Consider the following 14,147-nt stretch of genomic DNA (forward strand, 5'->3'; position numbering starts at 1 on the left):
CAAAGCTATTCATTTTTAATTAATTGTTTAGTTATACCCTTCCCCGTTTACGTTAACCGGGTTTTACAGGCATGATTATCTCACACCGCCACTGGCCAGGATAATTTCACCGGTTAACCAGCGAGAATCATCGGATGCCAGGAATACGGCAACAGGTGCAATATCATCCGGCTGACCGATACGGCCAAGCGGTGTGGTGCTTTCAATTTGTGCTTGAAAATCACTGCCGATAAAACCTGCGGTGTGTGTTCCTTCGGTTTCGACCATGCCCGGATTAATGGCGTTCACACGGATCTTTTTAGGACCAAGCTCTTTTGACAATACCTGGGTAATAGAGTCTACCGCGCCTTTGGTACCGGTATAGATAGCGCTTTGTGGAGGAGTAATACGAGTTACAGTTGAACTTATGTTGATTATGCTGCCGCCTTTATCGCCAAAGCTATTTACCGCTCCCTGGGTAGCAAGCAATAAGCCCAGTACATTGATATCAAACTGGCGGTGAAATTCTTCTTCGGTTACAGCTTCTATCGGTGTAAACTGATATACACCGGCATTGTTCACCAAAACATCAACACCACCGAAAGCCTCTTTTGTTTCTGCAAAAAGGCGATCAACGTCGGCCTTCTTTGCCACGCTGCCTTGTACGGCGATAGCTTTGCCGCCTTCGGCGGTAATTTCGGCCACTACTTTATCAGCACCATTTTTATCTGATGCATAATTTACTACTACTGCAGCACCTGCCGAAGCCAGACTTTTAGCTATACCTGCGCCAATACCTTTTGAAGCTCCTGTTACTACTGCAACCTTGTTTTCTAATTTTTTCATTTTCTGGAAGATTAATTTAATTTGGATCAATCGTTCCACAAATATAAACCCATTTTGGAACAATCATTCCTGAATTAATTTTTATTAGGCTGGGATGACAAATGAAGGGGGGGGGTAAATATGCTGGCGAGGGTTAAAGACAGACTTGTAAGCCCAACGACACGATTATCCATGACAAGTTAGGACTGGTGAAATATTGAGTTATTTTAAATCCGGAGGCTCTGAAGGTAAAATAAACGAAAAAGGGCCTGTCAGTCTGAACCTGTCGAAGACTCGCGCACAGAGGCCTGCCCACCATGCTTCGACAAGCTACCTATGACAACTTAAAAAAGGGGGTGTAATACTGAGCCTGTCGAAGTATGGCGGGCAGGCCTCTGCGCACGAGTCTTCGACAGGCTACCCATGACATAATAATTTAAGCAGGTACAAGTTCCCTATTTAATTCAAAGGCGAGTTTTTCTAATCGCCTTTGTTTCTGTTTCTTAATGATATTTTCATAGGCTTGCAGCCCTTTTTCCACAAAGTCGGCTCCTTTTACAATTAAACGCCAGTATTGAGCGGCCAGTTTTCTGGCTGTTGCTTTAATAGCTATTGCCGGACCTTTTCTGCCTCTTAATCTTCTTGCAAATGAACCCCAGCCGATATACTTGCTGTTCAATAATCCATGGGCCATTTGTTTGAATATTTGCCCGACGGCCGGTTTACCCTTACTTTTACTTTTGTTCTTTTTCCCTGAACGATCCTGGCCGGGAGATAAACCAAGCCAGCTTGTGAAATGTTTTTCACTTGGCCATCGGCTAAGATCCGAACCCACCTCTGTGTATAACTGTAACCAGTTGTAATCTGTAATACCCGGAAGTTTAGTTGCATCCTTACCATCAAATATTTTTAACAGATGATCTCCCAGGTTGTTGATATGAGGTTTGTTGTGACGGATCGCCTTGCGTTTTCCTTCGCTTATTCCCGGCGGCAGGTTCTTATCCCTGTTGATCCGTTGTAAAACACTATCAATCTGGCTGTCGCATTCCATTATCTGACCTTGATAAAAACCATAAGCCTTATAGGCCTGACCTAATGCAAAAAGCCCTTGCGCTGTATAATGACCTTGCAGGGCTTTCAATAGCTCTTCCCCTTTATTCTCCCTGATCTTTTTATGGCAAAGTGAAAACAACTTATCAGGATCTCGCTCGCCTTGCAGTATCGCATCGATTAACGCCATCCCGCTTACTCCATGGACCTGGCTTAATACCTCCGGCAAACGGATATTCATTTCTATTAAGGCCTTCTGCATGTGCTGAACATGCATGGCCGCACTCCGAAGATGATCCTCACGAAGGCGCTGATAACTACGCAATTCTTTGATATGACCTTCGGATACATAACAGCGGTTCAGCAAGCCATAACTATGCAATTGCTGTATCCACTGACAATCTTTTACATCTGTTTTCCTGCCTGGTAACTGGCGCGTCTGTCTTCCGTCAACAAGCCACACATCCAATCCCCCATCTAAAAGAATATCGTAAAGTACATACCAGTATACTCCTGTGGCTTCCATTGCCACTGTACTTACCTTATGCTCCAATAAATAGTTCTTAAGTGATACCAGATCACTGGTGAAAGTCTCAAACGAACGAACCGGCTGGCCTTCAAGACCCACAAATACCTTGCGGGCTCCAATATCTATACCTGCCGCATGAAAATGCATCTTTTCCATACTTATAACGCTTTTTAAACCGTGCCCGAAGGAGTTTAAAGAAAAGACAGGCTACCCATCGGACAAATCACCCACACAAGGGATCGTACCATACCTTCAGACTCTTGCTTCGGAACCATACTCAGCAACAGGCAATAAGCACTATAACTCGGTCGGCCACACTGCACGGTTCAGCAAATCTATGTCATTTCACCTTCAGAGGCCACGGATTTAAACACTCAGTATGACAGGCCCTCTTTGTCATCTAACCTTCAGAGGCCTCCGGGTTTAAACACTCAGCATGACCCGGTTTTAATTTTGTCGCGGGTATAATTCAGCCTACTCCTCCGTTGCCATTTCATTCCTTTTCAGGATAAAGGCCATCAGGTCATTGATGGGGTGTTTGATGATCTTGCCGGTCTTTACGCCGTGCAAGTGGCATAATGAAATAAGTTCTTCGGAGAATGAATAAGCTATGGAGCCAACAAAGTGGCATTTATATTTATGATACTCAGGGTATGATTTGATATTGGTTTCAATAAATTCAACCAAACCGTCAACCAGCATGGAGTGGCCGTATTCGGTGGCTTTTATTTCACTTACAAACTTACTGAACGATGCCAGGTAAGTATTGGCATTAGGCTTTTGATACACATTTTTGATCACGATCTCCTTGTTCAGGTGGTAAGCCTTATCAAACTTCTGGCTGATATCATACGGCATATTACCATATAAAAAATCAGTGATCAGCTTTTTGCCAAACCAGGTGCCTGAGCCCTCATCGCCCAAAACAAAACCAAGGCCATGCTGTCCGTCGTAAATTTCCTCGCCGTCAAAAAAAGAGATATTACTGCCGGTGCCCATTACACAACAAATACCCTTTTCCTGGCCACAGGTTGCATAAGCGCAACCCAGCAGGTCGCTGTCAACGCTGATATAAGCTTTATTAAAATGTGTGCTCAGGGCATTTGATACAATCTCATGCCTGTCGGGGCTGCTGCACCCTGCACCAAAAAAGTAAACCTCCGAAATCTCGGAAGCAAATGCTACCATTTCAGGGGCCTGGTCCAGTACAATACGTGCTATCTCTTTTTCGGTTAAAAAATAGGGGTTTAATCCCGCGGTAAGGAATGAGCGGCTTTCCTGGTCTGAAACGGTCAGCAGCCAATCGGTTTTTGATGATCCGCTATCTGCAACTAAGATCATTGACAAATTTCTTCAAGCGCTTTAACAGTAAGTGGCTTATGGATAAACTGGGTAATATGCTTATTATCTTCCGAGTTCCTGATATCGGTAGGATCAAGCGATGACGATAACATATATATTTTTATTCCTTTTTTAGCAATGTCCAAACCGGCAAATTCGTGCAGAAACTCAAACCCCGTCATCATTGGCATCCTGATATCTAAAAAAATAACGTCGGGGTTTACCGATCCGCTTTTTAACGATTCAATGGCCTCCATTGGCGATTGACGCACAATAATATTTTCGGCAAAGTTGCTGCTTTCCAAAACCCGGCGCGTTATAAAGCTATCAATGTAGTTATCATCAATAAGCATACAGGTTTTGAAAGGCGCGGTCATGATTCAAAAATAAGTTTTTAAACTTACTATTAAAATATTTTTTATTTGATGTTAATACTGTTTGTTATCTGTTTTAACATGATCTCGGCCTGTTTACTTTGGTATTGCGCGGCAAAGAATTTTGATTGCGCGTCAAGATAGTTACGCTGTGCTTCCCTTACCTCAAGCGGGGTAATATTGCCTAACTTATACTTATCAAGCGTAATCTCCAGGTTTTTTTTGTTAAGGTTTACATTGGCTTCTTCCAGCTTTACAAGGTCAAGCCCCGAAAGGTATGCTACAAATAAGCTGTTGATCTGGCTTTCAATATCCAGTTTGGTTTGTTTAGCAGCAATGCCGGCATTATCAATCTGGATCTTGGCATTCTTTTCGCGCCTGTTTTGGTTAAAGCCATTAAAAATGTTGATGCTTGCCGTGAGGCCGTAATTAAAGCCATGTACATTTTGCGACAAGGTAAACCCTGCCGGTGTTTTGCTGTTGGTAAAAGTATATCCCGATGTTACCCCCACCTGCGGATACCGTGTAGCGCGCACCTGTTTAAGATTGATCTCGGCCAGGCGCTGGTTTATTTGTGCCGATAATATCGCCGGATTTTGCAGTTGCGCGTTGTTAAGCACATCGGCCAGCGCAAGCTTTTCATCAATTACAATGGTATCGGCAACAGAAAAATCGGTTTGCAGATCGCGGATCAGTAACTGATTAAGTTGTATTTTGGTTGTCTTGAATTGCTGGTACTGGATCACCAGGTTACCGGTATCTGTATTCAGGTTTACCTGGGCATTCAACACTTCCAATCGCGAAGCCCTTCCTACAGCAAACTTATCGTTGGCAATGCGCAACTGCGTGCGGGAAATATCAATAGCTCCTTTTAATGCCTTGATCTGTTCGTTTTGGCTGATCAAATTATAATAAGTATCGATAACGCTGGCCACTGTTCTTTGTACGGTATCCTGTAATTGCAGCACACCCAGTTTATCCATCTGCTTTAGCTGATCATAATTTGCAAACATGGCGAAGCCATCAAAAATTGTCCAGTTAAGGTTTACCCCATAATTATTATTGGAGTTTTTGGCATTGCGGATATTGTTAACCGTACCATCATTACGGGTTTGCTTGGTTGTTTGGCGACTGTTATTGTCATTAAAGTCGCCGGTAACCACCGGCAAGATCCCGGCATTACCAAGTGTAACATTATTTGATGCTATGGTTGAGTTGTTTTGCGACAACTTGATATTATAGTTGTTTTTCAACGCTATTTCAACCGCGTCTTTTAAAGTAAGTAAGGGCGCTTCCTGCTGGGCTAAAGCCATGGTTGATATCATAGCGAAACAACAAACCAGGCAGGCTATTTTCTTGATCATCATATTATGTTACAAGTTTTCGATCAGTTTAGGTTCTTGATGGTGCGGGTGACGGGCAGCTTCGGCCATTTCCGCTTCAGCAGCCATATCCTCCGGATCGTGGTCATGGTCTTTACGGGTTTTAGCAGCCAGCAGCAGGTACATCATCGGGATGATGTAAAGGGTTAACACCAATGAAAACAGCATCCCCCCCATAATCACAATCCCCAATGAAACACGGCTTTTTGCACCGGCGCCCAGCGCAAACGCAATAGGTACAGATCCAAGCACCACGGCTAAGCTGGTCATTAATATGGGGCGTAAACGCGCGGTTGCCGCTTCAATAACTGCCTCGTATTTGGCTACGCCCTGTTCCATCCGTTGGTTTGCAAACTCTACGATAAGAATACCGTTTTTAGTTACCAGCCCTACAAGGGTGATGATCCCGATCTCGCTGAAAATATTGAGGGTTTGATTAAACAACCACAGTGATAAAAACGCACCCGAAATAGCCAGCGGAACGGTAAGCATCACGATAAGCGGATCCATAAAGCTTTCAAACTGGGCCGCCAGTACCAGGTAGATCAGCAGCAAGGCAAAGCCAAAAGCAAAAAGAATGTTTGACGAACCTTCGGCATAGTCACGTGAGGGGCCGCTTAACGCGGTACTAAATGTATCGTCAAGTAAGCTTTTGGAGATCCTGTCCATCTCCTTGATACCATCGCCTACAGTATAACCCGGAGCAAGACCGGCCGAAAGTGTTGCCGATTTATAACGGTTAAAATGGTAAATGGCCGGAGGCGTGGCGCCTTCGGATGTTTTAACTACGTTATCCAGCTGAACCAACGTCCCTTTTGAGCTGCGCACATAAATTGATTTCAGATCAAGCGGCTGATCGCGGTTAGCGCGGTCAACCTGTGCTATTACCTGGTATTGCTTACCGTTTATCAGGAAGTAGTCGAGCCGGCCTGCGCTATAATATAATTGCAGCGTTTGGGCAATATCATCAACCGAAACACCTAAGTCACGGGCACGCTCACGGTCGGTAACCACGCGCAACTCGGGTTTAGTAAATTTGAGGTTAACATCCGTTCCCTGGAAAACCGGGCTTTTTGACACCTCGGCAAAAAAGGTCGGCAGCACTTTACGGATCTTTTCAAAATCCTGGTTTTGGATAACATACTGCACCGGCAACGATGTTTTTGATCCGGAACCACCGCCACTGATAGTTTGCTCCTGCACCACAATGGCACGCGCATCGGGCATTTTGCGTAGTTTACCATTCAGCCAGTCGGCAAGTTCCTGCTGGGTTCGTTTTCGTTCATCCGGACCAACCAGCCCTACCCTGCCAAAGCCGGTATTTGAAGCACCGCCGCCGCCAAATGATGGCGAAACAATTTCAAGGTTAACATTGGCCTCCGGAATTGAATCTGCAACCAGGTTAGATACCTTATCCATATACCGGGTCATGTACTCATAGGTTGCGCCTTCCGAACCGGTAACGCTGTAACGGAGCAAACTACGATCATCAAGCGGGGCAAGCTCAGATGGGATAACTTTTACCAGGATGCCGATAATAACCAAAGATGCCCCAAGAATGGCAAATGATACCCATTTGCGCTTCATGAACTTAATGAGCGATTCGGTATATGAAGTGGTCATATTAATGAAGAACGGCTCCGTTCTTTCATAAAACTTCGATTTCTTTTGGTTTTTGCGAATCAGCTTAACGTTAAGCATCGGTGTCAATGACAGGGACACGAATGCCGATATCAACACAGCGCCGGCTACCACTACCGCAAACTCGCGGAACAAACGGCCGGTGAAACCCTGTAAAAACACAATAGGCAAAAACACAGCTGCCAGCGTAACTGATGTAGATACTACCGCGAAAAAGATCTCGGCCGAACCTTCAAATGCCGCTTTACGGATAGCCATGCCAGCCTCTACCTTTTTATAGATATTTTCTGTTACCACAATCCCGTCATCCACCACCAGGCCCGTTGCCAGTACTATCCCCAAAAGGGTTAAGATATTGATAGAGAACCCAAAGATATACATGATAAAGAACGCACCGATCAATGATACCGGGATATCTATCAGCGGGCGGAAAGCGATCAGCCAATCGCGAAAGAAAAGGTAGATGATAATTACCACCAGTACAAAGGCCACGATCAGCGTTTCCTGCACCTCAGATATCGACTGGTTAATGAACCTCGTATTATCCAAAGCCACTTTTACCGAAATATCAGGCGGAAGATCTTTTTTAATCTGTTCTAAACGGGTATAAAAATCCTTGGCTATCTGTACATAATTAGCACCCGGCTGCGGTACCAATGCCAGACCAACCATCGGCACCCCCGACTCTTTAAATATGGTTTCCTCGTTTGCAGAGCCCAACACAGCATAACCAATATCGCTCAGCCTAATCACCCTGTTGCTGTCGGCACGGATAATGAGGTTGTTAAAATCTTTTTCCGTTGCCAGTTTGCCCAAAGCCCTGATGGTAACTTCGGTATTATTACCCTCAATTTTACCGGCAGGCAACTCTACGTTTTCTTTAGCTAAAGCCGCACCAATGTCGGTAGCTGTAACGCCAAGTGCCGAAAGCTTGGTAGGGTCTATCCATAGGCGCATAGCATACTGACGCTGTCCCTGTACGTTAATGGTACTTACGCCGGGGATGGTTTGCAAGCCTTCCAGCAGCACATTTTCCGCATAATCATCCAGCTGGTTTATGTTACGGGTGTCACTGCTCACAGTAAGGGTAATGATCTGGTCGGCGCTGGCATCGGCCTTGGTTACTACCGGCGGGGCGTTAATATCCTGCGGCAGCTGGCGCTGGGCCTGGCCCACTTTATCGCGCACGTCGTTTGCAGCGGTTTCCAGGTCGGCATCAAGGTCAAACTCAACGGTGATGTTGCTTTGCCCAACCGAACTGGTTGACGATATGTTACGGATGCCCGGCACACCGTTGATAGATTTTTCAAGCGGCTCTGTGATCTGCGATTCAATTACATCGGCGTTGGCACCGGAGTAACTGGTTGACACCGAAATAATGGGTGGGTCGACCGAGGGAAAATCCCTCACGCCCAAAAACTTATAGCCGATAATACCAAATACAACAATAACCACAGACATTACTGTTGCCAATACCGGCCGCTTAATACTTACTGAGGATAAACTCATATTGGTTTATTTAATAACTTTTAAAATTTTCAAAGGCACTTTTGGCCGCATTTGGATCAGGCCCGATACTACCACACTATCGCCAGGCTTTAAGCCTTCAATTACCTGGATCTTTGTATCGGTACGCAGATCTGTTTTTACCGGTTTTGACATGGCCTTACCATTGTGGTAGATCCAAACCAGGCTGCTTTTCAAATCGGGAATAACCGCTTCGGTGGGTAGCAAAATGGTTTTAGGAATTTGATCAAGCGTTAAATTGATCTTGGCAAAGCTGCCCGCGGTAAGGATCCCTTTAGGGTTGGGTGCCTTAGCGCGCACAGTAATAGTGCGTGAACTGGCATCAATTGAAGGGTCAATGGCATACACTGTACCCACAAAACTCTCCATCGAGCTTTCTGTCTTGAACCTGATCTTACTGCCAGGGCCAAGTATAGAAAGGTACCTTTCGGGTACGGCAAAAGTTACTTTTGCCGGATCGATATTAACCAGATCGGCAATGGGCGATGATGGCGAGAGGTAACTGCCCGGGCTCACATTCCTTAAACCGATAGTCCCCGAAAAGGGCGCACGGATCTCGGTACGGCTTATTTGTGCCTTAATTACATTTGCGGCAGCTTTTAACGAGTTTAATGATGTTAATGAAGTATCATATTCCTCCTGGCTTATGGCTTCTTTTTGAAGCAACTGGCGGTTACGGCTTTCCTGTTGCTTTGCCAATGCCACCTGGTACTGGTTTTGCTGCAACGATGCTTCCAGGTCCTGGTTGTAGACTTTAACCAGCAACTGGCCCTTTGTTACTTTAGTGCCTTCATTAAAATAGATCCCGGTAATATTACCTGCTGTTTGGCTTATCAGGCTTACCTTTTCATTGGCATCAATGGTGCCGGTAATATCAATAATGTTGTTTACGGCAGTATCTTTAACTATCATTACTTTAACTCCTACCGGGCTGCCGCTTTTTTTCTTATCACCCTTTCCCGACGCCATAGCCGCGGCCGATTTCTTTGCCCCTTCGCTAAAAAATTTATTGTAAATTAAATAGGCAACCAGCAGGGCCAGCGCCGTGTAAATAATATATTTCGTTTTCATACTTTGTTTAATCCGTGTGTGATTTAGCTTGTAGGGTTGTTTCGGGTGATATCAATGGTTTTAAATTTTTATGCATGCGGGTAAGTACGCTTTCAAATACCTGCATATCGGCTTCGGATATGCCTTCGGTAATATCTGCGTTGATGACTTCAAACGTTTCGATGATCTGCGGAACGGCCAGTTTTGCCTTATCGGTAACGCGGAGCAATTGCTGCCGCCTGTCGTTCGGGTTGTTTTCGCGGTAAACAAAGCCTTTTGCGGTAAGCAGGTTAATGATACTTACCATGGCCGATTTATCCTTGCCCAGCAGGTTTGCCAGCGCGTTTTGGGTAAGTTGCCCGTCATGAAAGTAAATGAGCGAAAGTATATAATGGTACCGGGTAACATCCAGGTGAATGGTATGCTTTACCAGTACATTCAGATACAGTTTACCTAAGCGTATCAGCTTGCGCGAAATAGGTTCAATCAGTTCCATTTACTTAAAAATCGATGTAAAACTAATAGCATAATATCAACAATAGTTGCATGTATCAACCATTTTACAACGGTGTTTAGGGCGCTGTAACGCCACATACATAACTGATTATATAATATTTTATAAATTGCGGCCATGAAACTGACCAACCTACGCACGCTATTTTTTTTAACGCTTTTTATTATGAGTACTACCATCAGCGAGGCCACCGCCAACGCTCAGATTACCTACAATGTTTCGTTTCCTGAGGCCCAGGCCCATTATGCTGATATTGAAATGCATATTACCGACCTTCAGCAAAACACCCTTGAGCTCAAAATGCCGGTATGGACACCCGGCTCATACCTGGTGCGCGAGTTCGCAAAAAACATCGAATCATTGAGCGCCGAAACCAGTGGCAAACCAGTTGCGGCACCCAAAATCAATAAGAATACCTGGCAAATTGTTACAAAAGGAATTTCATCAGTAACTGTAAAATACAGGGTTTATGCCTTTGAACTATCTGTTCGCACCAGCTTTATCGATGTATCGCATGCCTTCCTTTCAACCACCGGCATCTTTGTTTACCCGGCCAATATGCAGCATTCACCCGCTGTTATCCACATTAAACCATATAAAAACTGGGATAAAGTTTCAACCAGTTTGGAAATGGTAAATAATGATCCTTTTACACGTTTATCGCCCAATTTTGATATCCTGTTCGATTCGCCTATTGAAGTGGGCAACCAGGATGTTTTTGGCTTTGACGCATCAGGCGTTCATTATGAGATTTGCATGTATGGCGGCGGCAATTACGATAAGGAAAAATTAAAAACCGATATCCACAAAATTGTAGACCAGGAAGCGGCCGTTTTTGGCGAAAACCCCAATAAACACTATGTATTTATTGTACATAACCGCCAACGTAATGGTGGTGGTTTGGAGCACCTGAGCTCGACAGTTTTAGGAGCCTCCCGCGATAACTACACTAACGATAAAGGCTACCAAAGCTTTTTAGGCCTGGTTGCGCACGAGCATTTTCACTTATGGAACGTGAAACGTCTGCGTCCGATTGTGTTAGGCCCTTTTGATTATGACAATGAAAACTATACTACCAACTTGTGGATAGCCGAAGGTTTTACCGAGTACTACCAGGGTATCATCGTTCGCCGCACGCAGTTGTTCCCGGTTCAGAATTATTTTGATGTTTTGGAGGGCGAGTTCAATGTTCTGGAAAACCTACCCGGAAAAAATGTACAAACCGTTGCCGAATCAAGCTTTGACGCCTGGATTAAGGCTTACCGCCCTAACGAAAACTCTAACAATACTACTATTTCATACTACAACAAAGGGGCAATCATTGGTATGATGCTCGATCTGGAGATCATCAACAACAGCAAAGGCAAATACTCGTTAGATGATGCCATGAAGTACATGTACACCCAGTATTATAAAATCAAAAAGCGCGGTTATACCGATGCTGAGTTTAAAGCTGCCTTTGAAAAATTTGCAGGCAAAAAACTTGATGATTTTTATGCCAAATACATCAACGGTTTAGCCCCGGTTGATTATAATAAATATTTAGGTTATGCCGGCTACAAAGTGGTTGATGAGCTGGCCGATAAAAACGATGCTGCCTTAGGCATTACTACTGCAACAACAGGCAACAAAAAAATCATTGTAACCGGTGTACAGCGTGGTACTGCGGCTTACATAGATGGCATTAACGTAAACGACGAGATCACCGCTATCGACGGCACGCCGGTTACTAATGCTGCAACTATGATTAATGGTAAAAATCCAGGCGATAAAATTGAAGTTACTGTAACCCGCGACGGGCAAGCTATGACCTTACCGGTTACCCTGCTGAAAAGCAACCGCGTTAAATACAATATTGTAACTGTTGACAGCCCAACCGAACAGCAAATGGTTGTGAGGAAAAAGTGGTTAAGTATATAACATTGCTTTTTTAGGAAAAAGGCCGGCTGAGAAGCTGGCCTTTCTTGTTTAACGCCCGTCTCCAATCGTCATCCCGAACTTGTTTCGGGAACCCACAGGACAAGCCGCCGATTGCCTGGCAAACGTGCTACTTAGCGTGTGGGGTGCTGAAACAAGTTACCCATGACAAGAAAAAAAATGTGGTTTTTCGCAGCAGATCAGCTTCGGGTGAAAACGAGCAGAACGATGCTGGGCGGTGCGGCTGCAGGGGCATAGCAAGTTTTTGCAGAAGCGGAGGCATTGCGTGCGAGTCGGGGCAAAATAATTGCAGCCCGTGGTTCTGTTCGTTTTGCAGGGTGAAGGCCGCGCCGAGGGCTATGGGGCCAGGTTGTGCGCAAAGAAGCCTCTCTGCTGCAAGCCTTTTTGGTTACTTTTGTGGCGACAAAAGTAACTGGCCCCGCGCGGCCAAGAGCGCGACGATGTAAGTCAAATACTAATGAAGCCCGTTACCAGCCTGTCGGGGATTGCTTCATTCCTTACAGCAATGACGTGAACACAGATGTCATTTCACCTTCAGAGGCCACGGATTTAAACACTCAGCATGACGGTGAAAGGTTAGCATTTTAGAATATCCCCGTCAACAAAAAAATTAAAATATTAACACATAAGTTATATTTTTATAGCTTATGCCCTCTGCAACCTCATTAAAAAAAATACGCCCTATACAGCTTGTCGCTGTTATTTTTTTTACTGTATCCGGTGGCCCTTACGGCCTTGAGCCGCTATTAAGTTATGCAGGCAATCATGGGGCATTGATAATCCTGCTCATAACCCCGTTAATGTGGGATGTGCCAGCCATATTTACCGTGCTTGAGCTTAACAGCATGATGCCTGTTACCGGCGGCTATTACAAATGGGTAAAATATGCCCTCGGTACCCACTGGGGTTTTATTGAGGGCTGGTGGACCTGGCTCTATACTTTTGTCGACCTTGCCATTTACCCTGTGCTGTTTGTACAATACGCCGGTTTCTTTTTCCCCGAATTATTGGATTTTCAGATCCCGGTTTGTTTGGTGATCATCTGGGCATCAGCCGGGTTAAATATTTTAGGCATTATGCCGGTGGGTAGGGTATCGCTGTTTTTAAGCGCAGCTGTACTTGCGCCCATTATATTAATGATAGCATTAGGTATTTATCACCACAGCGGGCCAATGCACATTCCCACAACATCATTAAAAGGACTTAGCTTTCCGTCGTTTGGTATGGCTTTGTACACGGTAATGTGGAACTGCCTGGGCTGGGATAATGTAACCACCTATGCCGAAGAAGTTGAAAAACCCGTACGCTCATATCTTATTTCAATTTTTACAGCTTTCGCGCTGGTAATGGTGGTATACTTTTTTGCCATTTGGGTTGCCCAACAATCGGGCATTAACCACGATACATTAACCGAAAATGGGTTTCCTGCATTAGGCGTATTGATTGGCGGGCACTGGCTGGGTATAGTAGTAGCAGCGGGCGGTATGGCCAGTACCCTCGGCATCTATACCGCTGTATTGTTATCGGTATCACGAGTACCGCAGGTGATGTCTGAAGATAATTTACTCCCAAAAGGTGTTAACAAACTGCACCCGCGTTTTAAAACACCTTTTATTTCCATCATCATTTGCTCCATAGTAGTAAGTTTTATGGTATTGTGGACTTTTGCCGATCTGCTCATCATTGATGTAACCGTTTACGGCGCGGGGCTTTCTTTAGAGTATATCGCCCTCGTAAAACTCCGCGTCAAGGAGCCGATGAAAGAGCGGCCTTTCCGCATCCCGCTTAGTGTTACCGGCCTGTGCCTGGTTTTGCTGCTGCCATTTATTGTTTACAGCGTAGCGCTGGGCGGGGCATTAAGCTCAACACCGAAGGCCCTTTCGGCGGCTATATTTGCTTTGGTAGCATTATCAAGTGCGGAAGTGGCCTGGCAGGTTATCCGGCTATGCAGACCGGAACTAAAGCAGTAATTATACACGAATTGCTATCTCTCCCAT

General features: G+C 45.0%; 10 protein-coding genes. 2 read left to right on the forward strand and 8 right to left on the reverse strand.

Annotated features, from left to right (window positions below):
• Positions 1-75 precede the first annotated feature (75 nt).
• The 8 genes from ACP26M_RS21350 to ACP26M_RS21385 all read right to left on the reverse strand — a co-directional run bounded on the left by ACP26M_RS21350 (position 76) and on the right by ACP26M_RS21385 (position 10,194).
• The gene (locus tag ACP26M_RS21350; protein ID WP_112656429.1) at positions 76-825 is read right to left on the reverse strand and encodes an SDR family NAD(P)-dependent oxidoreductase; all 750 of its coding nucleotides are present in this window, start codon (positions 823-825) and stop codon (positions 76-78) included.
• Positions 826-1,240: 415 nt separating this feature from the next.
• Positions 1,241-2,539, reverse strand: coding sequence for an IS110 family transposase (locus tag ACP26M_RS21355; protein ID WP_426582235.1), 1,299 nt, complete (start codon positions 2,537-2,539; stop codon positions 1,241-1,243).
• 318 nt (positions 2,540-2,857) lie between these two features.
• Positions 2,858-3,724 (reverse strand): N-acetylglucosamine kinase, encoded by an 867-nt coding sequence (locus ACP26M_RS21360; protein WP_426583107.1) that lies wholly within the window; start codon positions 3,722-3,724, stop codon positions 2,858-2,860.
• Complete coding sequence (locus tag ACP26M_RS21365) at positions 3,721-4,101, reverse strand: response regulator (RefSeq protein WP_373615651.1); 381 nt, start codon at positions 4,099-4,101, stop codon at positions 3,721-3,723. Before ACP26M_RS21365 ends, ACP26M_RS21360 begins: the two co-directional genes overlap by 4 nt.
• A gap of 41 nt (positions 4,102-4,142) precedes the next feature.
• Positions 4,143-5,465, reverse strand: a complete 1,323-nt coding sequence (locus ACP26M_RS21370; protein ID WP_426583109.1) for a TolC family protein — start codon at positions 5,463-5,465, stop codon at positions 4,143-4,145.
• A gap of 6 nt (positions 5,466-5,471) precedes the next feature.
• Positions 5,472-8,630: an efflux RND transporter permease subunit gene (locus ACP26M_RS21375; protein ID WP_426583111.1), complete on the reverse strand. Its 3,159-nt coding sequence runs from the start codon at positions 8,628-8,630 to the stop codon at positions 5,472-5,474.
• Positions 8,631-8,636: 6 nt separating this feature from the next.
• Entirely contained in the window at positions 8,637-9,719 is a 1,083-nt protein-coding gene (locus ACP26M_RS21380; RefSeq protein WP_426583113.1) for an efflux RND transporter periplasmic adaptor subunit, read from the reverse strand.
• A gap of 7 nt (positions 9,720-9,726) precedes the next feature.
• Complete coding sequence (locus ACP26M_RS21385; protein ID WP_426583115.1) at positions 9,727-10,194, reverse strand: MarR family winged helix-turn-helix transcriptional regulator; 468 nt, start codon at positions 10,192-10,194, stop codon at positions 9,727-9,729.
• Between the two features lie 183 nt (positions 10,195-10,377).
• On the opposite strand from ACP26M_RS21385, the gene ACP26M_RS21390 reads away from it, so the two are divergent.
• Positions 10,378-12,132, forward strand: a complete 1,755-nt coding sequence (locus tag ACP26M_RS21390) for a M61 family metallopeptidase (protein ID WP_426583117.1) — start codon at positions 10,378-10,380, stop codon at positions 12,130-12,132.
• Between the two features lie 665 nt (positions 12,133-12,797).
• The gene (locus tag ACP26M_RS21395) at positions 12,798-14,120 is read left to right on the forward strand and encodes an APC family permease (protein ID WP_426583119.1); all 1,323 of its coding nucleotides are present in this window, start codon (positions 12,798-12,800) and stop codon (positions 14,118-14,120) included.
• Positions 14,121-14,147: the final 27 nt, after the last annotated feature.

This window comes from Mucilaginibacter sp. R-33, from assembly GCF_049949235.1.
Classification (GTDB): Bacteria; Bacteroidota; Bacteroidia; order Sphingobacteriales; family Sphingobacteriaceae; genus Mucilaginibacter.

Bases quoted from the DNA above. Each gene is read 5' to 3' on its own strand.
- ACP26M_RS21360 (WP_426583107.1), bottom strand. From the start codon at position 3,724: ATGATCTTAGTTGCAGATAGCGGATCATCAAAAACCGATTGGCTGCTG.
- ACP26M_RS21395 (WP_426583119.1), top strand. From the start codon at position 12,798: ATGCCCTCTGCAACCTCATTAAAAAAAATACGCCCTATACAGCTTGTC.
- ACP26M_RS21380 (WP_426583113.1), bottom strand. From the start codon at position 9,719: ATGAAAACGAAATATATTATTTACACGGCGCTGGCCCTGCTGGTTGCC.
- ACP26M_RS21390 (WP_426583117.1), top strand. From the start codon at position 10,378: ATGAGTACTACCATCAGCGAGGCCACCGCCAACGCTCAGATTACCTAC.
- ACP26M_RS21355 (WP_426582235.1), bottom strand. From the start codon at position 2,539: ATGGAAAAGATGCATTTTCATGCGGCAGGTATAGATATTGGAGCCCGC.
- ACP26M_RS21375 (WP_426583111.1), bottom strand. From the start codon at position 8,630: ATGAGTTTATCCTCAGTAAGTATTAAGCGGCCGGTATTGGCAACAGTA.
- ACP26M_RS21350 (WP_112656429.1), bottom strand. From the start codon at position 825: ATGAAAAAATTAGAAAACAAGGTTGCAGTAGTAACAGGAGCTTCAAAA.
- ACP26M_RS21370 (WP_426583109.1), bottom strand. From the start codon at position 5,465: ATGATGATCAAGAAAATAGCCTGCCTGGTTTGTTGTTTCGCTATGATA.
- ACP26M_RS21365 (WP_373615651.1), bottom strand. From the start codon at position 4,101: ATGACCGCGCCTTTCAAAACCTGTATGCTTATTGATGATAACTACATT.
- ACP26M_RS21385 (WP_426583115.1), bottom strand. From the start codon at position 10,194: ATGGAACTGATTGAACCTATTTCGCGCAAGCTGATACGCTTAGGTAAA.